Origin of the sequence: Carboxylicivirga taeanensis, from assembly GCF_051851475.1 — a bacterium.
In the GTDB taxonomy this organism is placed as follows: Bacteria; Bacteroidota; Bacteroidia; order Bacteroidales; family Marinilabiliaceae; genus Carboxylicivirga; species Carboxylicivirga taeanensis.
The window spans coordinates 352,847-376,018 of the sequence record NZ_JBPUSJ010000005.1 but is presented as its reverse complement, the minus strand read 5'-3'; the positions used below and the strand labels follow the sequence as shown (position 1 = coordinate 376,018).

General features: G+C 45.2%; 17 protein-coding genes and 1 tRNA gene. 10 read left to right on the top strand and 8 right to left on the bottom strand.

The genetic code is table 11. From position 1 onward, the window contains the following. Window positions 1–95 precede the first annotated feature (95 nt). Window positions 96–1,604, top strand: a complete 1,509-nt coding sequence (locus ACSX1H_RS10445; RefSeq protein ID WP_439183814.1) for a serine hydrolase domain-containing protein — start codon at window positions 96–98, stop codon at window positions 1,602–1,604. 106 nt (window positions 1,605–1,710) lie between these two features. Here ACSX1H_RS10445 and ACSX1H_RS10440 read toward each other — a convergent pair. After that, a tRNA-Arg gene (locus ACSX1H_RS10440) sits at window positions 1,711–1,784 on the bottom strand. Between the two features lie 411 nt (window positions 1,785–2,195). Continuing rightward, window positions 2,196–2,948: a NigD1/NigD2 family lipoprotein gene (locus ACSX1H_RS10435; RefSeq protein ID WP_439183813.1), complete on the bottom strand. Its 753-nt coding sequence runs from the start codon at window positions 2,946–2,948 to the stop codon at window positions 2,196–2,198. A gap of 169 nt (window positions 2,949–3,117) precedes the next feature. Here ACSX1H_RS10435 and ACSX1H_RS10430 point away from each other — a divergent pair, with 169 nt between their 5' ends. The 3 genes from ACSX1H_RS10430 (at window position 3,118) to ACSX1H_RS10420 (ending at window position 9,118) form a co-directional block, all read left to right on the top strand. Beyond that, on the top strand, window positions 3,118–4,863 hold the full coding sequence (locus tag ACSX1H_RS10430; protein WP_439183812.1) for a M23 family metallopeptidase: 1,746 nt from the start codon (window positions 3,118–3,120) through the stop codon (window positions 4,861–4,863). A 127-nt stretch (window positions 4,864–4,990) separates the two neighbouring features. Beyond that, the gene (locus ACSX1H_RS10425; protein ID WP_439183811.1) at window positions 4,991–7,114 is read left to right on the top strand and encodes a tetratricopeptide repeat protein; all 2,124 of its coding nucleotides are present in this window, start codon (window positions 4,991–4,993) and stop codon (window positions 7,112–7,114) included. Then, window positions 7,115–9,118 carry an AAA family ATPase gene (locus ACSX1H_RS10420; RefSeq protein ID WP_439183810.1) on the top strand — a complete coding sequence of 668 codons (2,004 nt, stop codon included), beginning with the start codon at window positions 7,115–7,117 and terminating at the stop codon, window positions 9,116–9,118. 37 nt (window positions 9,119–9,155) lie between these two features. On the opposite strand, the gene ACSX1H_RS10415 is transcribed toward ACSX1H_RS10420, so the two are convergent. Together ACSX1H_RS10415 and ACSX1H_RS10410 are read right to left on the bottom strand one after the other, a co-directional pair. Further along, entirely contained in the window at window positions 9,156–9,794 is a 639-nt protein-coding gene (locus ACSX1H_RS10415; RefSeq protein ID WP_439183809.1) for a trimeric intracellular cation channel family protein, read from the bottom strand. Beyond that, the gene (locus ACSX1H_RS10410) at window positions 9,794–10,393 is read right to left on the bottom strand and encodes an HAD family hydrolase (RefSeq protein ID WP_439183808.1); all 600 of its coding nucleotides are present in this window, start codon (window positions 10,391–10,393) and stop codon (window positions 9,794–9,796) included. Before ACSX1H_RS10410 ends, ACSX1H_RS10415 begins: the two co-directional genes overlap by 1 nt. Before the next feature lie 154 nt (window positions 10,394–10,547). On the opposite strand from ACSX1H_RS10410, the gene ACSX1H_RS10405 reads away from it, so the two are divergent. Together ACSX1H_RS10405 and ACSX1H_RS10400 are read left to right on the top strand one after the other, a co-directional pair. Continuing rightward, window positions 10,548–11,375, top strand: a complete 828-nt coding sequence (locus ACSX1H_RS10405) for a mechanosensitive ion channel family protein (RefSeq protein WP_439183807.1) — start codon at window positions 10,548–10,550, stop codon at window positions 11,373–11,375. 64 nt (window positions 11,376–11,439) lie between these two features. Continuing rightward, window positions 11,440–12,330, top strand: coding sequence for a DUF3078 domain-containing protein (locus ACSX1H_RS10400; RefSeq protein ID WP_439183806.1), 891 nt, complete (start codon window positions 11,440–11,442; stop codon window positions 12,328–12,330). Between the two features lie 114 nt (window positions 12,331–12,444). Here ACSX1H_RS10400 and ACSX1H_RS10395 read toward each other — a convergent pair whose 3' ends face one another. Next, complete coding sequence (locus tag ACSX1H_RS10395) at window positions 12,445–12,651, bottom strand: DUF3820 family protein (protein ID WP_439183805.1); 207 nt, start codon at window positions 12,649–12,651, stop codon at window positions 12,445–12,447. A 185-nt stretch (window positions 12,652–12,836) separates the two neighbouring features. Here ACSX1H_RS10395 and ACSX1H_RS10390 point away from each other — a divergent pair, with 185 nt between their 5' ends. Together ACSX1H_RS10390 and ACSX1H_RS10385 are read left to right on the top strand one after the other, a co-directional pair. After that, window positions 12,837–15,251: a S9 family peptidase gene (locus ACSX1H_RS10390; RefSeq protein ID WP_439183804.1), complete on the top strand. Its 2,415-nt coding sequence runs from the start codon at window positions 12,837–12,839 to the stop codon at window positions 15,249–15,251. A 59-nt stretch (window positions 15,252–15,310) separates the two neighbouring features. Further along, window positions 15,311–16,063 (top strand): creatininase family protein, encoded by a 753-nt coding sequence (locus ACSX1H_RS10385; protein WP_439183803.1) that lies wholly within the window; start codon window positions 15,311–15,313, stop codon window positions 16,061–16,063. Window positions 16,064–16,117: 54 nt separating this feature from the next. On the opposite strand, the gene ACSX1H_RS10380 is transcribed toward ACSX1H_RS10385, so the two are convergent. Beyond that, entirely contained in the window at window positions 16,118–17,167 is a 1,050-nt protein-coding gene (locus tag ACSX1H_RS10380) for a nucleoid-associated protein (protein WP_439183802.1), read from the bottom strand. A 152-nt stretch (window positions 17,168–17,319) separates the two neighbouring features. After that, window positions 17,320–17,646, bottom strand: a complete 327-nt coding sequence (locus tag ACSX1H_RS10375) for a hypothetical protein (protein WP_439183801.1) — start codon at window positions 17,644–17,646, stop codon at window positions 17,320–17,322. Window positions 17,647–17,823: 177 nt separating this feature from the next. On the opposite strand from ACSX1H_RS10375, the gene ACSX1H_RS10370 reads away from it, so the two are divergent. Then, window positions 17,824–20,811, top strand: a complete 2,988-nt coding sequence (locus tag ACSX1H_RS10370) for a TolB family protein (RefSeq protein ID WP_439183800.1) — start codon at window positions 17,824–17,826, stop codon at window positions 20,809–20,811. Between the two features lie 183 nt (window positions 20,812–20,994). Then, window positions 20,995–22,281 (top strand): metallophosphoesterase, encoded by a 1,287-nt coding sequence (locus ACSX1H_RS10365; RefSeq protein ID WP_439183799.1) that lies wholly within the window; start codon window positions 20,995–20,997, stop codon window positions 22,279–22,281. Window positions 22,282–22,303: 22 nt separating this feature from the next. Here the strand turns inward: ACSX1H_RS10365 and ACSX1H_RS10360 are convergent, their stop codons facing one another. Continuing rightward, window positions 22,304–23,170 (bottom strand): patatin-like phospholipase family protein, encoded by an 867-nt coding sequence (locus tag ACSX1H_RS10360; protein ID WP_439183798.1) that lies wholly within the window; start codon window positions 23,168–23,170, stop codon window positions 22,304–22,306. Window positions 23,171–23,172 lie beyond the last annotated feature (2 nt).

Here is a 23,172-nt window from a genome sequence, read left to right as displayed (position 1 = left end):
GTTGTAGCGGACGGCGCCTTGAGTCGCCACTGAACCAAGCTCTTAGGTATTCAAATAAACTAGACTCAATGATTAATATTTAAAAGAAGAGAAAGATGAATAGAAAGATGAAACTATTATTTACTGTAATAATCTCGGTATTATTTGCAGTTCAACCGGCATTTGCTCAGAAAAAGCAGCAGTCCAAAAAAACAATGACAAAGAAGCAGGGGCAGGCGGCCTTTGATGCGGTTGTCGCCGAAACTGCTGAACTGATCAAGGAAATGAACATCCCGGGGCTTGCTGTCGGTGTTATCTACGGAGACAACTCCTACAGCGCCGGACTCGGTGTCACCAAGGTAGGCACCGACGAGGCCGTTACCCCTGATACGAAATTTCAAATTGGCTCTGTGACAAAAACCTTCCTTTCGACGGTGGCCATGCAGCAGTCCGAACAGGGCATTCTGGATTTGAACGCGCGTGTCGTGGATATTCTGCCGTGGTGGAGGGTTTCGGATCCCGACGCGACGTCGAAAGCGCGGGTCGTTGACCTGTTTCACCATCGCGCTGGCTGGTATGGCGACCATGGTTTCCTTCGTGTTCCTCCGGGTGGGTCCATCAGCGAGAAGGTCATGCTCCAGGCGGCTTACGTCGAGCAGCTCTATCCGTTTGGTCAAACCTGGATGTACAACAACACCAGTATCACCTTCGCTACCCATGTGGTGTCGCATGTCGGCGGAAAGCCGATCGAGACCCTGATCGAAGAGAACCTGCTCGCCCCGCTCGGCATGAATGCGACATCCTTTAATTACGAAACCACCCCTCCGGCTGAAAATTATGCATGGGGTCATCCGCCGATCTACGGGGAAGGCAGCATCAGTGATCTCAAGCCGTACTACATTCCGATGATAAGAGAGTCCGCAGCCTCCGGCGGGATCCGGTCTACAGTTACCGATATGCTTAAATACGCCCGCTTTCAGCTGGACGGCAAGGACGCCTCCGGGAACCAGCTGCTGTCTAAAAAAGCACTGGACTATGCCCACGCTCCGGCAGTCGAGGCTGAGGCCGGCGACTTTACCGGGCTGACATGGTTTGTCCACGACTACGACGGGGTCACCAGCCCCAGCCACGGGGGTAATTGGCCCGGCACACGTTCTTTTCTACAGCTGATCCCGGATCACAACTTTGCAGTGGTGGTGCTGGTCCACAGCGATCGCGGAGTCGAGGCCTACAAAAAAGTTGCGAACGCAATGGTCAAAGCCTTCACGAAAATCGAGGCCAAGTCTCCGGTCGCAGCGGGCGTTGATCCGGCTGTGCTTGATCCCTTCGTCGGCGTCTTCAAGGGTAATTCCCAAAACATTGAGATTAGGAAAGAAGGCGACAAATATGTGTTTGTCCAGTTCTCCGCATTGACCAAGGGAAAGGATCCCGCGCCGGCCAATGTGGCCAACACAGCTGAGGGCTATTTCATCATCACCGAAGGCCCGAACAAGGGATCCCTTGGCGAATTGCTCAAAGATCCGTCTGGCGAACTCAATTACGTGCGATTCAACCACCGGATCTTTATTCGGGGCGAAGGGGCGGTCAACGAATTCTCGCTCTCCGGATCGGTATTCGACAAATAACCGGGTCGGCATAGGATAATGCCTAAACTTGACACTTCCACAAAATAAAAAAGCACCTAAAGTATTAACTTTAAGTGCTTTTTGTTTGAAATAACTTTTCAATCAGTGATCCCGAAGGGACTCGAACCCCTAACCTCCTGGGCCGTAACCAGGTGCTCTATCCAATTAAGCTACGGAACCTTTTTTTGTGCTTTGTTTGTGAACCATTGTTCTCAAATGCGATGCAAATATAGGGATAATGCGGGCAAACCACCAAATTATCAAGTGAATTTTTTCATATTTTTTTCTCTACTTTCCTTCAATAGCAAGGGATACAGCGCATTAAGCCTGTAAAATTTTCTGCATTTTTTTTCCTTATCCAAACACCCACTGGAGGTGTTAGCCCAAAAAAGTCTTTATCGATTTTGCTTTGCCCGGAACAAGTCAAAAGAAGCGTCTGCGGAGGCACTAATGTTTCCGTAAAGGGCATAAAAAAACGCCAGGCAGGCAAAGGTTGAACAAACTATTCCCCGTTGCATGCCTGGCGTATATCTTAGCGCCGCGTCGTAAAACTTATTCTACACAGCGGCTTTCCGGCCGTTTAGGAATGACCTATTCCACCATCTCGCGCATTGGCGTGGCCGAAAACTGCTTGGATACCAGCTCCGCCTCTACCTGATCATAATTATAGGTCAGTACTTTATTGTAGCTGTAATTGCCTTCTTTATCGATACTGCGCACAAATACATCAACAGAGTTTTTCCCTTCCTCCTTTAACTGGGAAATGTCGAAAGAAGCAATGCCCCACTGCAAGTAATTATAAGGATCTCCATTCTTGTTGTGCTTCAGTTCAAGAATAATTTCGCCGTTTTCTGTTGTTAAATCCTCGGTATCTTTCACCAGATTAATAAAGTGAATGTAGCCCGGGCCACCGCCATACTCAAACTGCACATTCAAATAATCACCTGTAAACCAGGTGTCGGCAATGGTCACCGCATCATTTCCAATCGAATCCTTCACCGCTTCGGTAGTGGTTTCGTCAAAATTAAACACCGGCTTGGTCAACAGCTCACTGATGCCATTTACCTTGACAAGGTAATCGTATTGCTTATCCGGATCTTCGCCCAGTATGGTATAGTTAATTAATACGCGCATACCATCGTCTAAACTTCCGGGCGATACATTACTTGCCGAAGGCCAAAGTTGCTCGCCTCCATCAGTCACTACATAATAGTAATCGCTTGTCTTCACCACCGTACCTGTTGTTACCCAGTAATCACCCAATGAGTAACCATCATCATCCGAACAGCTAAACGTGATTAATGCTATCAAGCCTAAAAGGAAACTAAATTTAAACTTTTTCATGCGTTATAATTTTAATTGTTTTGTTGTTTTACATTATAAATATTGTGCCACAACGGTTGCTTTTACATTGATTAACTATTTAGAGGGAAAATTAAGAGACAGGTTGCGTGCTTCCGGCTATTCATAGCGCTTTTTGATTGGTTTTGTAAAGACAGAAAGCTATTTTTGGATGGATTTTATAAATTTTCAGGAGGGGATAAACATGAGGCATTTCGCTTTAGTTATAATATGTATTGCAAGCGTCTATCAATGGTCAACAGCACAGGCGCCAGATTTAGAGCGTTTTGTAAAACCAATGAAAATAAGCCCGTGGGTGAGCGGCAGTTTTGGAGAGCTCCGTTCTAACCATTTTCACTCGGGACTTGACTTAACGACAAACCGCAAAACAGGCTACCGCATTTACGCTTCCGACCGGGGACATGTTTCCCGCATTAAAGTCTCGCCTTACGGCTATGGCCATGCCCTTTATATCGATCACAAGGGCGGTTACACCACTGTTTATGCGCACCTCGAACGCTATTCGGAAAGAATAGACTCACTGGTAAAAGCTGAGCAGTACAAACAAAAATCCTTTGCAGTCGAGCTATTCTTCAAAGCTGGTGAAGTTCCTGTGGAGCGTGGCGAAGTCATTGCTTACAGCGGCAATTCGGGCAGTTCAGGCGGTCCTCACCTCCATTACGAAGTGCGCGAGCAGGCCACTCAAAAACCCATCAACCCACTTTTTTTCAGAGATGACATTGTTGATAAGGTTCGCCCCCAGATTCAGGGCCTGAAGCTGTATTGCCTGTCGGATGATGCCAGCATCAATGGTGCACAGGAAGACACCTACATGCCCACCGTGTTTTACAACCAGGCTTTTCATCCCAAAGGCACCAAAACCTTTAGCGCTCATGGAAAAATAGGTGTTGGCGTTCAGGTGCTCGACTATTTTTCGGATAGCTGGCGCAAATGTGGCATAACCAATATCGACCTGTTTGTGAACGATACACTGGTGTATAATTTTAACATCGACAAATTCAGTTTTGCCGAAACACGCTACATCAATTCCCACATAGACTATGCCGAAAAAATCAGAAGCGGCAAAGTGATACAAAAGAGTTTTGTTGAACCCAATAACCGCCTCAGCCTCTATGGTAAAAAAAATACCTATACCACAGAACTTAAACAGGGCGATGAGCAACAACTCAAATATGTTATTGTCGATTATGCCGGTAACCGTTCGGTACTCGAATTTACCCTAAAAGGTGAGGCGGCACCAGCACCAGCACCACAAAAAAACGAGGCCTTGGTAAAAGTTCACTACGACCAGTCGTTTTCGCTCGATACGCTCGGCTTCCATTTCTCCATCCCTGCTAACTCATTGTATACCTCCACCCATGTTTTTGTTCACAAGGAAGAACAGGAGGGGTTTATTGCTCCTGTCTATTACATTGGCGACAAGCACATTCCGCTGCACCGTTCCATGTCGGTGAGCCTGCCCGTTCCTGATTCTCTGCTGACCTATGGAGACCAGCTTTGCATAGCCGGTGTCAATACGGCCAATAAAACCTATTCGCTGGGTGGCACTTTAAAGAACAAGCAACTAAGCATCTCCACCAGAGGGTTTGGCAAGTTTACATTGGCGGTGGACACCATTGCGCCTGTTATCAAACTCAGAAGCGTCCCCGAAAACAACAATTACACGGCGCGTAAGGAAATAAACATCAGGATAGATGATGACTTTAGCGGCATTAAAGACTACGAGTGCCTGATTGATGGGCAGTGGGCCCTGTTCGAGTACGATGCTAAAAACAAGCTGATAAGCGGTCAGTTCAAGCACATGCCATTTCTGACCAAAGGCCAGCATACACTGGAGGTAAGAGTAACAGATAACAGGGGCAACACGGCTACCCGGAGCTACCAATTCACAAAATAGCACTGGCGTAATTTTTGTACAGAAAGCCAACAGTAACAATTATTTTAGAGGACATTAATTAGCAATTGATGGCGGCAAAAAAGCGAAGTATTGTATATTTGTTGGCCTTGTTTCACACAAAATTAGTATGACAAAGAAATTTACGCTCTTCATATTACTCCTTAAATGCCTGCTCATTTCCAATGTCAGCGCGCAAATCAATACTGATCGCATGCTCACCATTGGGAAGAACGCGCTGTACTTTGAGGACTACGTGCTGGCTATTCAGTATTTTAATAAGGTGATTAAGGCCAAACCCTACCTCTCCGACCCCTACTTTTTCAGAGGGCTTGCCAAATACTACCTCGAAGACTACAATGGGGCCGAACTGGATTTGAATACCTGTTTGAATAAAAACCCATTTATGGTGGACGCCTATAATGTGCGCGGCATCATTATGAACAAAAAAGATAACCACCTGCTGGCTATTGAAGACTACAGCAAAGGCCTGAACATTGATCGTAACAACATCAACCTGCTCATCAACCGGGGCAACAGCTATTCGGCCATAGAAGACTACAAAAATGCCATTGAAGACTTTAACCGCATCATTGAGCAAAACTCAGGCATGCTAAGCGCCTACCTGAGCCGCGGTGCCGCTAAAGTGCACGCCGGCGATACAATTGGTGCCTTAAGCGATTTCAGTAAGGTGGTTGAACGTAACCCTTATATGTCCGACGGGTTTGCATCCAGAGGTTTTTTATACTACCAGCTGGGCCGCTACGAGGAGGCTAAAAAAGATTACGACCAGGTGATTGAGCTGAAAAATGACTATGCCAACTACTACCTGGTGCGCGCTGCCATTCTCTATCAGCTGGATGACCTGCGGGGCACCATGAGTGATTTTGATAAAGTCATTGAGCTGGATCCGAAAAGCAGTCTGGCCTACTATAACCGAGGCATACTAAGGGCACAGGTAGGCGATAAAAACCGGGCTATTGAAGATTTTTCGAGAGTTTTGGCGCTGGAGCCATCCAACCTGCTCACGCTTTTCAACCGGGCCATTCTATACAACGAACTGGGCCAAAACAAGGAAGCACTGCGAGATGTCAATATCATTATCGATAACTATCCGAAGTTTGACCAGGCCTATGCCATACGCGCCGATGTTAAAGAGCGCATGGGCGATGGCAACGGAGCACAAATAGACCGCATGACGGCCTATAAGCTTCACAGCGACCGGCAGAATAAGCAACTGGCTGAAGCCTCCGAAACCAAGGATTCGGAAAAGAAAGAAGCGGGTAAAAAAGCCACCAGAAGGAAAGGGGACAAAGATATTCGCAACTACGACAAGATTGCCGTGCTGGACGATTTTGACAACAATGAGCAGGAAGAACAGGTGGTTGAAAGCATTCGGGGTAAAGTACAGAACCGCAACATATTTATTGATTTGGAACCGGTGTTCGGTCTAACGTACTATTCGGGCGATACCTTGCTGCACCGCCCATCCTACTACGAAAAGGAGGTACTGACTTTCAACAAGAAAGAGCTGTATAAGAAGCCTTTAAAAATCACCAATCAGGAGTCGGAAGTTGAAGGATTAAGATACATCCGCTTAACCAACGACATCAATAATATCACGCAGGAACTGCAGGACGAGGAAACCGACCGGGACATACTGATTGCAAGGGGCGCATTGTACACCATGGTAATGAACTACAGTAACGCCATGGCCGACTATAACGAAATACTCAAGTCAAAACCCAACCACGTGGTGGCCCTGTTTAGCCGCGCCTATGCCCGCCACAAAATGGTTGAAGTTATTACTGCGCTGGAGGAAGAAACACAGGTCCCCGACAACATCATGCTGCAAGGGCCCATCAAGACCAAAAACAACCTTCAGCAAGGTCCACAAGAGAAAGAAGTATCGCAAATACTCGACTATGAGCTCATAATTAACGACCTTAACAAGGTGATTGAACTGGCGCCCAATTTCGAGTTTGCCTACTACAACCGGGCTATCATCCACTGCCTGAAAAAGAATTTTGAGCAGGGAGTAAAAGATTTCACCAAGGCCATTGAGCTCAATGGGGATTTCGCCGAGGCATATTTTAACAGAGGCCTAACCTTGATTTACCTGGAACAGGAGGCCAAAGGCACTGCTGACTTAAGCAAGGCCGGTGAGTTGGGCATTTACAAAGCCTACAACGTTATTAAGCGTTATGGCTCAGAAGAATTAAGTAGTAAAGAAAGAATTGCAGAAGTAGAGTAAATGAACGTCTTACCCGATAACTTTGACACGGATAATGCTGAATTTCAGGATGCCCTCAAGCTCATTCAGCATACCAGCTCATCGGTGTTTCTCACCGGACGTGCCGGAACCGGTAAGTCGACTTTTTTGCGCTACATCTGCCAGCATACACATAAAAAGTTTGTGGTTGTGGCCCCAACCGGTATTGCCGCCATCAATGCCGGGGGCGTCACCATCCATTCATTTTTCAAGGTCCCTTTTCGCCCCATTTTGCCCGACGACCCGGATTTATCAACCCATAAAGGGCGCATCTTCGACTTTTTAAAATACCGCAAATCACATACCCAGATTATAAAAGAACTGGATCTGCTTATTATTGATGAAGTATCTATGGTAAGAGGAGATGTATTGGATTTTATCGATCGGGTGTTGCGGGTTTACACCAAAAATATGAACCTGCCCTTTGGTGGCAAGCAGCTGCTGATGGTGGGCGATGTATTTCAGCTCGAACCGGTGGTTAAAAGAGATGACTGGCAGATTTTGCGACGTTTTTACCAATCGCCCTACTTCTTTTCGGCCCGTGTATTTAAACAAATACCGCTGGTGCAGATTGAGCTGAAAAAAGTGTACCGACAAAACGAAGATACCTTTGTTAACCTGCTCGATCGCATCCGCTTGAAACAAGCCGGCAACCAGGACATAGCGGCCATCAACCAACGCTTCAATCCCGCCTTTCAGAGCCCGATAGATGAATTTTTCATTACACTGGCCACGCGACGCGATACAGTGGATTACATTAATGACACTAAGTTGGAGCAGCTGGAGGGTGATGAACATGAATTTACCGGTCGCATCTCCGGCGAGTTTCCCGAATCGGGCTTGCCGACACTAAAAAACCTGGTGCTAAAAGAGAATGCACAGGTTATGTTCGTTAAAAACGACATGGAAAAGCGGTGGTACAACGGAAGTCTTGGACGAGTTGAGGAGATTGATGAGCATGGCATATACGTGCGCCTTCAAAACGAAGAGATCCATCTGGTGGAGAAAGAGGTGTGGCGTAACATACGCTATAAATACGACGAAAAAAACAACCGCATTCTGGAAGAAGAGTTAGGCTCGTTCACGCAATACCCCCTTAAATTAGCCTGGGCCATCACCGTTCATAAGAGCCAGGGCCTCACTTTCGACAAAGTAATGCTCGACTTTTCAGGAGGCGCTTTCGCAGGTGGCCAGCTGTATGTGGCCCTTTCGCGTTGTGTATCTCTGGACGGCATCGTGCTGAAAACCAAAATATCGCCGCGCGATGTAATTGTTAACCACGAAGTAGTCGCCTTTTCGAAGGCAGCTAACAACAAGGTGCTTATTGCCAATGAACTAAACAAAGCCGAAGCCTTCGATTTATTTAGAAATGCGGCCACTCTGTTCGACAAGGGAGACTTTGCAGAGGCAGTTCACGCCTTTGCCCTGGCCAACGAAAAGCAGGAAGCCCTCTCGGCCAGGCCGGTTCAGCGACTGATTGCCGGTAAACTATCAAAAATAACAAAGCTCGAGAAAGAAGTGAAAGAGCTGCACGCAGCCATCAAACGACAACAGAAAAATGTGGAAGACTTTGCCCGCGAATACTTCCTGATGGCCAATGAATGCTTATTAAAATTTAAGGATAAGCCATCGGCCATGGGCAACCTCAATAAGGCTCTTCAGCTAAAACCACAATTTTTTGATGCCTTGGTGAAAAGAGCCGGTTTACATGTTGAAATGGGTGATTTAGAGCGGGCTGAAAAAGATTATTCGAAAGCCGATAAGCTAAAAAACAAATCCTATAAGGTAAAATACAACCGTGGACGCACCCGCCTGGTCCTGAAAAAGTACGAGCAGGCCTACAACGATCTGCTGCAGGCTACACGCATTAAAAAGGATAAGGCGGAGGCCTATTATTACCTGGGTGAAGCCTGCGAGAAACTGGGAGATATGGATAAAGCCTCTGAATACAAAAACATTGCACAGCACCTGGGCTTTGATGAATAAGCCCGGTTATGCGGAGTAAGTAGCAAGTTATAACTACCTACTCCTCCTCTCCTAACGAAACATGTGGCATGGTAATGTTGTATTTGACCGCCCACAAGCGTATACTAATAATGCTAATTACGGTCACACTTTCACAAATCACTTCCGGAACATTTAAATAATGCATAATCAGAAAAATGATGGCGCCCACAATACAGGCTGTCGCATAGATTTCTTTATGAAAGATAAGCGGCACCTCATTTGTCAGGGTATCCCGAATGATGCCCCCCACCACTGCAGAGGAAAGTCCCATCATCACAGCGATAGGTGCCGAAATACCAAAAGCCAGAGCTTGCTTCAGACCAATTACTGTGAAGACCCCGATTCCAATGGTGTCGAACAGAAAAAGCGTATTTCGAAGCTTGTTTACCACCGTTTTAAATACAATTGTTATGACTATACCGGCCAGTATAATAAAAAAATAGTTGTAGGATTGAATCCAGGTCACCGGCAGGTTACCCAGCATAATATCCCGGACGGTTCCGCCGCCAATAGCTGTTACAAAACCAATAAAAATAGCTCCGAAAACGTCAAGCCGCTTTTGAGCCGCTGTTAAAGTTCCACTGATGGCAAACACCATGGTGCCGATATAGTCGAATAACAGAAGTAAGTCAAATGAATGCATCATCAGCTTCATTAGTAATAAGTTTTAACATCAACAACACTCATGCCGGCCGCGTTGGCTGCATCTATTCCCAAATGGCCATCTTCAAACACCAGGCAGTCGGCAGGCGAAACATTGATGGCTTGCGCTGCCTTTAAAAAAGTAGCAGGATGCGGCTTATACTGCTCCACATCGTCAGAAGTAATCACAGCATCGAAATAGTCAATAATGCCACTATCCTCCAGTAAGCGCATCGCTCTTTGGCGACTGGCACCAGTACCCACAGCCATCGGCAGCCGTCCTTTAAAGGCCGTCACCACCTCAAAAACCGCTGGTATCACCTCCACATTATGCAGATTTTTCTCCACCAGCTGCTCTTTTGCTGCAACAAGCTCCCCTGCCTCAACTGGCATATTAAAAGCCGCAATCAGATCTTTACTGAGCTCAATAACCGGACGACCAGTCAGGGTGATGAAATACGCATAGGTAAAATCAACACCAAAAGGCCGGCATGCCTCCAACCAGGCTTTATAATGAATAGGTGTACTGTTTAAAAGTGTTCCATCCATATCAAAAATTAAGCCTTTAATACGCTCTGGCACACTGATGCTTAAAATCTGCTTATTACTCATGATTATTGTTACATATTTAGCGGCGCGAAAATAGGTAATAAGAATGTAAAAATGAATATCAAAAAACTAACAATTCATAACTTTGTGAAAACATAAGCATCATTAGAAATGTTTTAATCTGGAATGTGTTTTTTTAACTTAACTCGTGAATAGTATGGAAGAATTAGGTATTAACAACTTTAACTGGCAACCGGTTTACGACTGGGTGATTGCCAATGGCATTAAGCTTTTAGTAGCCATACTCATAGCAGTCGTTGGCCTCTGGATAATTAATAAGATAGTTAAAGGGTTTAAAAAGCTGTTGGTAGCGCGGAGCATTGATGAAACACTCGTTCCTTTCATCATCAGTCTCACCTCAGTGACTTTAAAAATACTGCTGTTTATCAGTGTGATTAGTTATCTGGGTGTTCAGATGACCTCCTTTATTGCCATCCTGGGTGCTGCCGGTTTGGCTGTCGGCATGGCTCTTTCCGGTACCCTGCAAAATTTTGCAGGAGGCGTTATCCTTCTCATCTTAAAACCATTTAAGGTGGGCGACTACATTGAAGCACAAGGCCATGCCGGTGTTGTAAAGGAAATTCAAATATTTAACACCATCCTCACCACTCCTGATAATAAAGTGGTGATTATCCCGAACGGGGGGCTTTCTACCGGCGCCATGACGAACTACTCAAGATCAGAAACACGGCGGGTAGATTTTGTTTTTGGCATTGGTTATGACGATGATATTGACAAAGCCCGAAACATAATTATTGAGGTGGCCGGCAGGCAGGAGCTGATTCTTAAAGACCCACAACTATTTGTTGGCGTACTGGAACATGGAGATAGCTCCATTAACCTGGTAACCAGAGCCTGGGCTAAAACCAGCGACTACTGGACCGTCTACTTCTACATGATGGAGTTTGTTAAAAAAGAATTTGATAAGCAGGGCATCAGCATCCCATTCCCACAAAGAGATGTGCACCTGTTCAACGAAAAGTAATTATTAAACCAAATACAAAGCTCTGCCCATTCACTGGCAGAGCTTTTCACCTAGCAGTTATCCTATGAAGAAAATACTAGGCCTTGTCCTCACCTTTATCACCGTTCATGCATTTAGTCAGCCGGCAGACAACGACAGCATCAAGCTGTGGAAGATAGGAGGCACTTCCTCGTTTACATTTAACCAGGTATCACTAAACAACTGGTCAGCAGGAGGTAAAAACTCAGTGGCCGGAACCTTTTTGCTCAACTCCTTCTTCAATTACACAAAGAAAAAAATCAATTGGGACAACACTCTGGATTTGGGCTATGGCTTAACCAAACAGGGAAGTGATAACCTGATTAAAACAGAAGATAAACTTTACTTCTCATCTAAACTTGGGTACCAGGTTGATGGTAGTAAATGGTATTATACCGGCCTGCTCGATTTTAAAACGCAGTTTGATGCAGGATACAGCGACCCACCGGAGAACACCAGTAAGGTGTCTGAATTTATGGCACCTGCCTATATGAATTTCTCACTGGGTATGGACTATAAACCCAATGACAACTTTTCGCTTTACCTGTCGCCCTTAACCAGTAAAATGACCATTGTACTGGACGATTCTTTATCGGCAGCGGGTGCTTTTGGCGTGAAGGAGGACAAAAAACTGAGAAATGAATATGGTGCCTCAGTGAAGCTCATCGCCAAAAAAGCGAACATCATTAAGAATGTAGACGTCAACACCCGTTTAGACCTCTTCTCCAACCTGGGCAATAAGCCTCAGAACATTGACGTGGACTGGGAACTGGCCTTTAACATGAAGGTAAACAGCTTCCTGAGTGCCGTAGCATCATTCAACCTTATCTACGACGATGATATTAAGTATGTTAATGCAGACAAAGTGGAAGAAGGACCGCGGGTGCAGTTTAAGCAACTCTTTGGTTTTGGAATCAGCTATAAATTCGGACAGTAACACTGAGCTGCAAAAAAAATAAGCCTTGATAACACCAATTATCAGGGCTTTTTTAGGATGACCGTCGCCCAGGCCGACAGGTGGTTTGCTCCTTTACTGAAGGTGAAAGAGCAATTAGCGTAAGGGCTTTAATAAATACTCCAGTCCATTGAGCTTAATCTCATAAAGCGTATGTAGCAGCATGCCCAACTTTCCCTCAGGGAAGCCTTTATTATGATACCATACCAGGTAGGGTTCCGGCAAATCGCACAATACCCGCCCCTTGTATTTGCCATAGGGCATCCTCATTTTTGTTAATAATACCAGCAGTTTTGGATCCATGTTTTCCTATTATATCAGCGAAAATACACTTTTTCAACCGTTCTGCTCAAAGTTCCTTTACAACATGTATTTATTATACCCGAAGTTGTGCAGATTAATTATAAATATTAACTTCTGTGCTTTATAGTTACAGCTAAATTTAATCTACCCTAAATACAGGGACTAATTTGAAAAAATCTTTGCAAATGAAACACCTCAATTTAATTCTATCAATGCTGTTCATGCTTAGCCTCACAGCAACAGCACAAATTGATCTCACCTATCAGGAACCCTCCAAAGAAATACTCGATCTGGCAGATGTGCCGCTGCCCCCCCGCACAGCCATTAATGATGATGGATCAGTTATTGTACTGCTTTACCGCAGTCAGTACAAAAGCATTGACGAACTATCGGAGAAAGAGATCAAACTGGCTGGTATACGCACCAATCCGGTAACCAACGTATCGTCCAGAACAAGGTTCTCAAACAACATAAAACTTCTTAAAAAGAAAGAGGGCGTGATAGAAGTAAAAGGCATGCCTCAAAAAGCCCGACTTGCTAATTTCTCCTGGTCGCCCGATCAGAGTAAAATGGCCTTTACCAATACTGTTAGCAACGGCACCGAATTATGGTACGTTGATATTCAAACCAGTACCGCCCACAAACTTACGGAGGCAATACTTAACGGCAACCTGGGCAGCCCATTTAGCTGGATGAAAAACAGCAACGCTTTAATTGCAAAAACGATGCCTGCAAACCGAGGTGACCTGATTGATAAAGGCAATGCCGTCCCAGCTGGTCCTGTTGTATCGGTGAATGAAGGCCAGAAAGCTCAAAACCGCACCTACCAGGATCTGCTAAAAGATAAGCTGGATGAAGAAAATTTTATCAGACTGGCCGAATCAGAATTAAAGCTGATTACACTCGACGGACAGGCAAGCACCTGGGCGCCCAAAGCAATCTACCGCAGCATCAACTTTTCGCCCAATGGCGATTATGCAGTTGTATCTATCGTTAAACAGCCATTCTCCTACCTGGTTCCTTACCAGCGCTTCCCCACTGACTACGTATTAAAAGATAGGGAAGGCAAAACACTGCAAACAATTGAAGAGGTGCCACTTATTGAAGAACTTCCTAAAGGGTTTATGGCCGAACGAACCGGCCGACGCAGTATTTCATGGCGCGCCGACAAGCCAGCCACCTTGTTTTGGGCAGAAGTACTGGACAAAGGCGACCCGGAGGTGGAAGCGGAATACAGGGATGAAGTTTACGAATGGGTGGCTCCATTTACGGAAGCCCCCAAATCCATACTAAAAACAATTAACCGGTTTGGCGGCATCATCTGGGGCAACAACGAGGTAGCCATTGCCAGCGATTACTGGTGGAACACACGCAACACCAAAAGCTACCTTTTCAACCCTTCAGATGCTTCGCAAAAACCTGAGATACTGTTCGATCGCAATTACCAGGACCGCTATAACGATCCAGGTAGTTTCATTACAGAACGGAACGAATTTAACCGCGAAGTACTGGTTATTGATAAAGACAAGGCTTACCTCGAAGGAGATGGTTTTTCCAAGGACGGGCAAAAGCCTTTTATCGATCAATTCAACCTGAATTCAAAAGAGTCTGTGCGCTTATACCAGGCTGAAAATAAAGATCGACTGGAAACCATTTCTAAAATCGTTGATGTCCGAAAAGGAGAAATCATTACACGCATTCAATCACCAACCGAATACCCCAACTACTATTCACGCAACATTAAAACGCGCAAAGCACCACGACCGATTACTCAATTTGAAAACCCATTCAAAAGTCTGGCAGGCGTCCATAAAGAGCTGGTGGAATACAAGCGCGAAGATGGCTTACCGCTATCGGGCACCTTATATTTACCTGCCGGCTACAACATGAACAACAAAGAGCGGTTACCATTAATTATGTGGGCCTACCCTACCGAATACAAGGATAAACAAAGTGCAGGCCAGGTTACCACCTCTCCCAACGAGTTTATCTACCCCTGGTATGGTTCGCCTGTATTTTGGGTGATGAAAGGCTATGCCGTTCTCGATGATGCGTCCTTTCCCATCGTTGGAGAAGGCGACAAAGAACCAAACGACACCTTTATTCCACAGCTGGTGGCCAATGCCAAAGCAGCCATCGACTATCTGGATGAACAGGGCTATATTGACAGAGAGCGCGTAGCGGTGGGTGGCCATTCCTACGGCGCGTTTATGACAGCCAACCTGCTGACCCATTCTGATTTATTCGCAGCCGGTATTGCCCGCAGTGGGGCCTATAACCGCACTCTAACACCATTTGGTTTCCAAAGCGAAGAACGTAACTACTGGGAGGCTCCTGATATTTATAATACCATGTCGCCCTTTATGAATGCCAGTAAAATGAAGCATCCTTTACTATTGATTCATGGCGTTGAAGATAATAACTCAGGCACCTACACCATGCAAAGCGAGCGCTATTTTAATGCGCTGAAAGGTTTAGGCGCCACCGTGCGTTTGGTATTATTACCTTCTGAAAGCCATGGTTACCGCGCCCGGGAATCGGTACTTCATACACTTTGGGAACAAGACCAATGGCTCGAAAAGTATGTGAAAAACAAATAATAAACGAGGTAAAAGAGCTGCTCCCTGCGGGGTAGCTCTTGAGCTTTAAAGCCCATAACATGGAACTCGCACAACTTAACCTCCAGGATATCAAAAAACAGCACTTTGACCTGGTTATTCTGCCTTGGGGAGCTATCGAGGCACATAATCTTCACCTGCCCTATGGAACCGATAACTATCAGAACGGTGTAATTATTAAGCAAGCGGCACAAATTGCCACTGATAAGGGGGCACGAGTATTGGTTTTACCGGAGATACCTTACGGTGTCAATACGGGGCAAACCGATATTCCGTATGTGATAAACATGCTGCCCGAAACCCAAAAAACCATTCTCAGGGATATAGCTACATCGGTTTTTAAGCAGTGTGATAAACTGCTGATTTTTAACGGACACGGCGGGAACGATTTTAAAACCATGATACGGGAACTGGGCCTTCTGTTTCCAAATAAAAAGCTGATGACCTGCAACTGGTTTCAGGCTTTAGACGCCGAAAAGTACTTCAGCCAACCCGGCGACCATGCTGACGAAACAGAAACCAGCCTGATGCTCTATCTCTACCCCGAGCTGGTTCGCCCATTGAACGAAGCCGGCAATGGTCAAAACAAACAGTTTAAAGTGCATGCCCTTAATCAAAGCTGGGCGTGGGCCGAAAGAGAATGGACAAAAATTAGTAATGATACCGGTGTGGGAAATCCATCGAAGGCGACTGCCGAAAAAGGGGAACGCTATTTTAATGACCTGTGCCAGGTAATCAGCCAATTTCTGGTGGATCTGGCATCAGCTTCGCTTGATGATTTTTACGGCTATTAAAAGTTGAGCTTAAGATAACAAGCTGTTGGCAAAGTACCTGCGGCCAATGGCTTGTTACTCTTCGTATTCGAAATACAGCTTGTAAAACTTAAGGCCCCGCTGGCTGTCAAAACCTTTTTCCAGATACTGACGTTTTCCGTGGACATAAACATGGAAGTTCTTATCCAGCTTCAGTACCGATTTAAAGTGCTTCTTTTCGGATTTAACAGCATCTTTGGAAATATCAAAGCTATCCTGCAAAGGCATGTTCTTTTCCGACTCAAAAAATGTTTTATAGTCCTGAAAAGCATCCACGACCTCCGGCTGACGAATCACCTCCTTTTCAAACTCCCGCTCATCAAAGGCGGCATGCTTCCCAAAATACTCCATCGACCGGTTTAACAGATCCACCTGATCAGGGCGCTCCACCTCATTTTCTTCATTAAACACCTCATCAACAAAGCCCTTGCACATCTGCAGGTAATTATTAGTAAAGTAATAGTTGTCTTCACGCGGCTTTAAGCCCAGAAAATCATCTTTCCAGAAATGGGCTTCATTCCCTTTATTAATGTTATCGACCGAACATATTTTATACCCCAAATTCTTTTCGGTATTAAATATCAAGCAGCCCTTATCGAGTCGTTTAATATTGATTCCTTCCTGTGCGCCCAACTCAAAGTTATTATCGCGCAACATCACCTTTAAAAAAGTATCTTTATTCTCTGACTTAAAAATACCCAATGCGTCCACTATTTCACCATCTACCACACAATTATTGAACAGCACCATGTAGAACTCACCGCCCTTAATTTTCGGATGGTTGGATTGCTCGTACAAATGGTTGGCAATGGCAATTGAATTATCGTAAAATGACGCGGGACTATTAAAAATAGTATCCACCAAACCAAACATCAGGTTTTGCTCCAGGCCCTCCTCGTGATGAAAATTAAAATAGGCCTCGGTTTTAAATGGCTTAAAGAAGTACTGCTTTAACACATCTACCACCATTTCATCGTCATTCAACTGCAGCTCGCCCTTGGAAAAACGCAACTGCTCCGCCTCGGCTCTACATCCAATATGATGAATAACAATATTTTGTATGGTAGTTTGTGTAAAGTCAATCATTTTATAAAGATTTAATAATTTCGCTTGATTATTCCAGCTCACGAAAATAGTATTTTTTGCGCAGTTATATTTTATATCGAGGCATATACCGCAACAAAAAACAGCTGGGATAATCAAATACCACAGCTGTAAACACGTATGAAAAGTCAAACTTAATTTAATATGCAATGCTTTGCATACCACGAAACCGGATGACTGGCTCCAGCGATTAGTTCTTGTAATATTTTTCGATCATCCCATTTGCGCTCAAAACTGCACGATTGGTCTAATGCTTTTGAAAGTAACAGCCACTCCTCCACCATTGGCTGCTTCAATTTCCCCTCAAACTCCTTAAGTATTTTCAGACAGCACTTGTCGATCACATGAATTTTGGGCTCTTCGCGCAGTAAAGAGCTGCGGGTCGTGTACAAATGTTCATCGATACGGATGAATTCATTTTCGTCCAGCAAAATGGTGAATGTAAAGTTGACTTGTGACATGGTAAACCTCCTTTTTAATTAGGTATAAGCAAATTACAACATCCATATTATGATGTAAAGACAGGTGGAAATTATTAAAGCAATTTATCTTCATTCTAAATAGATAAAAATCTCTTTAATTAAATTTTACTCACTGGTTCTGAATTTCTTCTTACTTTTATAGGCAAAGAATCCATCATGCAAAAAATTGCCATCCTTATTATGCTGCTGTTTACTGGTATTCAGCTCCCTGCACAATATTACAGTTCAGGCGCCGATCCGGCGAATGTTAAGTGGCGACAAATAAATTCAGAAACCTTTAAGGTTGTTTACCCTCAGGAGTTTGAAAAGGAAGCGAAACGATTCATTGGCATTCTGGATTCGCTCTACACCTATGGCGGCTATTCACTCAAGCATACTCCCAAGCCCATAAAAGTGCTCATCCATTCACGTTCGGCCTACTCCAATGGCTTTGTTTCGTGGGCACCCAAGCGCATGGAAATCTACTCCACGCCTCATCAGGATATGATTGCACAGGACTGGCTGACCCAACTGGCCATACATGAGTTCAGGCATGTGGTGCAGATTGATAAACTAAATACGGGCTTCACCAAAGCCCTGACCATTCCCTTTGGCCAACAAGCTATTGGAGCAGTGCTGGGCCTGTACGCGCCTCTCTGGTTTCTGGAGGGTGATGCTACCTTAACAGAAACGACACTGTCACAATCAGGACGAGGCCGCCGCCCCGCCTTTGAGCAGGAAATACGTGCTCAGCTTCTCGAAAAAAAAGCTTACCACTACGATAAAGCCTATTTTGGTTCCTATAAAGACTATGTGCCTAACCACTACCACATGGGTTACCTGCTAACTGCCGGAGCACGCTATAAATACGGTTCAGAAGTGTGGGAAAAAGCCCTTGATGAAGCCGGTCGCAACAGCTGGTCCATTACTCCCTTCAACAGAGGCATCAAGTCGGTTACTGGTAAAAACAAGGTGCCTCTTTATAATGAGGTATTTGAAGATTGGAAAAAACGTTGGCAAAGGCAAGCAGACACGACCCGCTATACGCCATTTCAACAAATCACCCAAAGAGATAAGCGTTACAAAAACTATCGCTACCCAACACCATTGGACAATACTTACCTGCTTGCTGAAGTTGAAGGCCCTGGCGAACTAAATCATTTTGTGAAAATCAACATTCAAACCGGCAAAGAAGAAAAACTGCTGGTAACCGGCTCAAGGGAAAGGGAGCCTTTTACCTATGCGAATCGCCAACTCGTATGGACCGAACTGGAGCAGCATCCTCGCTGGGACAACCAAAATTTTACAGTTCTGAGAGCGCTTGACCTGACCACGCTTAAACAGCGTAAAATCATTACCCGTTCGCGCTACAAAGGCCCTGCCCTGTCGCCAGATGCCCAAACAATCGCTGCCGTTCATACCAGTCTTAACAATACGCACAGCCTTCACTTGCTCAATACACAAACAGGCGCCTTAATAAAGAAAATTACACCTCCTGATAATGCCTATCCGCTAACACCAGCGTGGAATGAAGACGGCAACCAACTGGTAACCGTTCTGATAACGCCACAGGGAAAGCGCCTGGCTACTTTTTCACTTGAGCACAGCAAGTGGTCAGATGTGATGCCAGCCTCATTCACCGAAATACGTTTCCCGAAGTTCAAGGATGATTACATCTATTTTACGGGTTCTTACAATGGCATCGAAAACATTTATCGGATCAATTGGAAGGGAGGCCGTCCTGAGCGCCTGACCCAATCGGAATTTGGAGCGGCTTTTGCCAACTTTGGGCCAAATAATGAGCTTTACTATCAAGACTATACCTCCGATGGCTATCTGATTGTCAGCACCGAATTGAAGCAACTTCATCCTCACCGGAAAATAGCAGAACAACTGCCTGTTGAGCCACTAATTAACCGCCTGCAGGAAGATGAAAAAGGCTTGCCTCTACTCGACTCATTAAATACCAGCCAGTATCTATCGAAGAAATACTCCAAGTGGAACCTTTTCAATTTCCACAGCTGGGCCCCAATGTACATGAATGTGAACGATGCAGAAGTATCGACAGGTGCCAGTATCCTGTCGCAAAACCTGCTGGGCACCACTTTCACTTCCTTTGGCTACAATGCCGACAAGCAGTTCTCAAGGGAGAAATTCAGCTTTAATCTCTCCTACCAGGCCTGGTGGCCGGTTTTTGATCTCGACATCAAATTAGGCAATGAAACCGTTGAGGGCATGTACTTGAATGAAACGGATTTTATCATTGACAGCTACGATGCCAAACCCAACCATGCCCTGATTGATTTTGAAATGAAATTGCCCCTCAATTTCACAAGGGGGAAATACCTGCGTCGCCTCGAACCGTCAATCGGGCTGTCCTATCAGCTCTCGTCCGACATTGATTATACCCGCTACTACCTGGCCTTGGATGATAACGGGCAACCAATCCTGGAAGATGGGAAATATGTAGTCGCCAATTACGAAACGCGTCAATACGAAGGCATTGATATCAAATCGGTGGATTACAGCCTGTTTGCCTACAACCTGTTAAGGACCACACAACGCGATGTGGCCAGCCGCTGGGGACAAGTTGTTGAACTCAACTACCAGCACACGCCCTTTGCAGGCTGGAACTATGGAAGCCTTTTGGGGATTCACACCCGCTTGTATTTACCCGGATTTGGTCGCCACCATGCCATTCGCGTTGATAACGACTGGCAAAGCAAAGAGAAAGGTGAGGCTAATGGCCAGATGTCGGAATACAACCGGTTCAGGATGTATAGTGACTACATAAAATTTCCAAGAGGTATTGAACGCTTCTACAATGATCAGCTCTATTCATTTAAGGGCGATTATATGATGCCCCTCATCAACCCCGACCTGAATATACCAGGCCTTATGTATCTTAAACGGATTACCGCCAACCTTTTCTATGACTACTCTAAGGCACAGCAAAAGCTGCAGGTTGCAGAAACAGGCGAATGGATTAAACAAAGTGCCGAGGTAAGCTCATTGGGGCTTGAGTTAAGGGGAGAATTACACCCCTTCCGCTTCGTATTTCCGATCACGGTGGGCTATCGCTATGCTTACCTGCCCGATTCGGAAAAAAATTATCATGAGTTGTTATTATCCATGGGCGTCTCAGGCTTGGTAATTGGCAAATAAATGCACCAAGCTGCAAAACGGAAGAAATACAAGGATTAGGACCTGTTAATCAACACTATAAGTCTATAAAAAACCTTAAATCTTGTTACTGAAAGATGGTTTATTCAAACCTTTCCTATATCCTTGCGTATTAAAGTACCGGAATCGGAATTTTCCATGTATTTAGAAACCAAAGAATAACAGATGAGATATAGCTTGGAGGCGTTTGTGGGGTTTATTATTTTTACTGTTCTAATTGATTTCTTATTACATCGTTTGATACACAACAACGATGAAAAGCCCATTGGACACTTTGCCTTTCCATTGGGCACATTCTGGTTTTACAGCATTCCCACAGTGTTTATCATGGCGTTTTCCGGCATTTTTGCCACCATTAAAACGGTTGATAATCCGCAGCTTTACGTCACCTTTCAATGGCTGTTGGTGGCCTATCTGTCCATCTATCTGCCAAAGCTTTTTTACTATGTAAGCTATCAGGCCACAAAAAAAATAATCAGCATCAAGGGCAAATTTACGGACACGGGAAAGCTAAAGAAAATGAACGATGGCCGCTACCCAACCATCTCCAGAAAAAAATTCCTGAGTCAGGTGGGGATTGTAATGGCATCGGCCCCATTTATATCGCTGCTTTTTGGCGTTATGAAAGGACGCTTTGCCTTTAGCAAGCGCTACACCAAGCTCTCCTTCCCCAACCTACCCAGCGCTTTTGATGGTCTGAAGATAGTGCAGATATCCGATTTACACCTGGGCAGCCTGAATGCTAATTATGAGCAAATGGAAGAGGCTGTTAGGCTGATTAATGATGAGCAGCCCGATTTGATTTTCTTCACCGGCGATTTGGTCAATAACTTTTATGAAGAAACTATTGGCTGGGAGAAAGTATTCACAAAACTGAACGCCCGCATTGGCAAATTCTCAGTGCTGGGCAATCATGATTATGGCGATTACTCGCACTGGCCTTCAGCAGCGGCTAAAGAAGATAATCTGAATAAAATTAAGGGCGCACACATGCGCTTAGGCTTTAACCTCCTCAATAACGAATCACAGATACTGGAAACCAATGGTGATAAGATCGCTATAACCGGCGTTGAAAACTGGGGACACCCGCCTTTTCCGCAGTATGGTGATTTGAAAAAAGCGGCGAGAGGCACTGAGGAGATCCCGTTTAAGCTATTGCTTTCGCACGACCCCGACCACTGGGATGCCGAAGTGAAACAAAACTACCCTTATGACCTGACATTGGCCGGGCACACCCACGGCATGCAGTTTGGCATTGAGTTTAAAAACTTCCAATGGAGTCCGGCTAAATACAAATTTCGCCGATGGGCCGGGTTATACAACGAAGGCGAAAAGTACCTTTACGTGAATCGCGGATTAGGCTACCTGGGGATGCCTGCCCGCATTGGTATGCCACCTGAAATTACCATTATTGAACTGACAAAGGGGCCGAATAGCACCGAACCCATGTAAACAGTACATTGGCAACGTTGCTTTAGTGAGTCAACCAATACTGTAAATCCTGTACTTGCTGCTTCGCTTCGTCGAATCCCTGCTGATACAAGGCATCCAGCTTTTGTGCATTGTTCTCAATCCGTGAAACAGACATTGGCTGATCTGGACGAATAAGATATGCTCTGCCGGCCTGTTCGAGCTGTTCCAACTCATCAAGCGTTTTGTTATAACGATCGGCCCGGCTCAATATGGCTTCCACCAGCTTGGGATATTGCCGGTAACAGGCCTTGATCACTCCTCTAAACCTGGCGGGGTTCTTCCGATAGTTTTTATTGCGGGTGAGGATCACCACCACGCGCTCATATCCTTTATTTAGGGCATGCATAACCGGAACTGAATCGGCCAGGCCACCATCCATATACACTTGCTCGTGCAGTTTTGCCATTTTAGATACAAAAGGCAAACTTGATGAAGCGGTAATAGCTGCCAACAGCTCGTCTCTATTCAAATTTCTGCTGGAATAATACTCGGCTTCGCCGCTCTGCACATTTGTGACTCCAATCTCAAATTCGGTGGAAGAATTAAACAGGGCGTCAAAATCAAAGGGCACCAATTTATCCGGCACCTCTCCATACACAAAATCCCAATCGAATAAATTCCCTTTACGCAGCAGGTTCCCAAGACTCATGTAGCGCGGGTCCGCTGTATACTTAAGGTTCACCTCCTTATTGCGGCCAAACTGCTCCGACACATACGAAATACCATAGGCAGCACCCGCCGAAACACCAATCACATATGGAAACCGAATGCCATTATATAAAAAGGCATCCAGCACGCCTGCCGTATACATGCCTCTAAAACCGCCACCTTCCAATACTAAAGCTGTATTGCTCGAACCTTCTTTCACTA

Coding starts and splice junctions, on each gene's coding strand:
- ACSX1H_RS10430 (WP_439183812.1), top strand. CDS start 3,118: ATGGATTTTATAAATTTTCAGGAGGGGATAAACATGAGGCATTTCGCT.
- ACSX1H_RS10425 (WP_439183811.1), top strand. CDS start 4,991: ATGACAAAGAAATTTACGCTCTTCATATTACTCCTTAAATGCCTGCTC.
- ACSX1H_RS10385 (WP_439183803.1), top strand. CDS start 15,311: ATGGAACTCGCACAACTTAACCTCCAGGATATCAAAAAACAGCACTTT.
- ACSX1H_RS10415 (WP_439183809.1), bottom strand. CDS start 9,794: ATGAAGCTGATGATGCATTCATTTGACTTACTTCTGTTATTCGACTAT.
- ACSX1H_RS10390 (WP_439183804.1), top strand. CDS start 12,837: ATGAAACACCTCAATTTAATTCTATCAATGCTGTTCATGCTTAGCCTC.
- ACSX1H_RS10405 (WP_439183807.1), top strand. CDS start 10,548: ATGGAAGAATTAGGTATTAACAACTTTAACTGGCAACCGGTTTACGAC.
- ACSX1H_RS10445 (WP_439183814.1), top strand. CDS start 96: ATGAATAGAAAGATGAAACTATTATTTACTGTAATAATCTCGGTATTA.
- ACSX1H_RS10420 (WP_439183810.1), top strand. CDS start 7,115: ATGAACGTCTTACCCGATAACTTTGACACGGATAATGCTGAATTTCAG.
- ACSX1H_RS10410 (WP_439183808.1), bottom strand. CDS start 10,393: ATGAGTAATAAGCAGATTTTAAGCATCAGTGTGCCAGAGCGTATTAAA.
- ACSX1H_RS10365 (WP_439183799.1), top strand. CDS start 20,995: ATGAGATATAGCTTGGAGGCGTTTGTGGGGTTTATTATTTTTACTGTT.
- ACSX1H_RS10395 (WP_439183805.1), bottom strand. CDS start 12,651: ATGGATCCAAAACTGCTGGTATTATTAACAAAAATGAGGATGCCCTAT.
- ACSX1H_RS10435 (WP_439183813.1), bottom strand. CDS start 2,948: ATGAAAAAGTTTAAATTTAGTTTCCTTTTAGGCTTGATAGCATTAATC.
- ACSX1H_RS10375 (WP_439183801.1), bottom strand. CDS start 17,646: ATGTCACAAGTCAACTTTACATTCACCATTTTGCTGGACGAAAATGAA.
- ACSX1H_RS10370 (WP_439183800.1), top strand. CDS start 17,824: ATGCAAAAAATTGCCATCCTTATTATGCTGCTGTTTACTGGTATTCAG.
- ACSX1H_RS10400 (WP_439183806.1), top strand. CDS start 11,440: ATGAAGAAAATACTAGGCCTTGTCCTCACCTTTATCACCGTTCATGCA.
- ACSX1H_RS10380 (WP_439183802.1), bottom strand. CDS start 17,167: ATGATTGACTTTACACAAACTACCATACAAAATATTGTTATTCATCAT.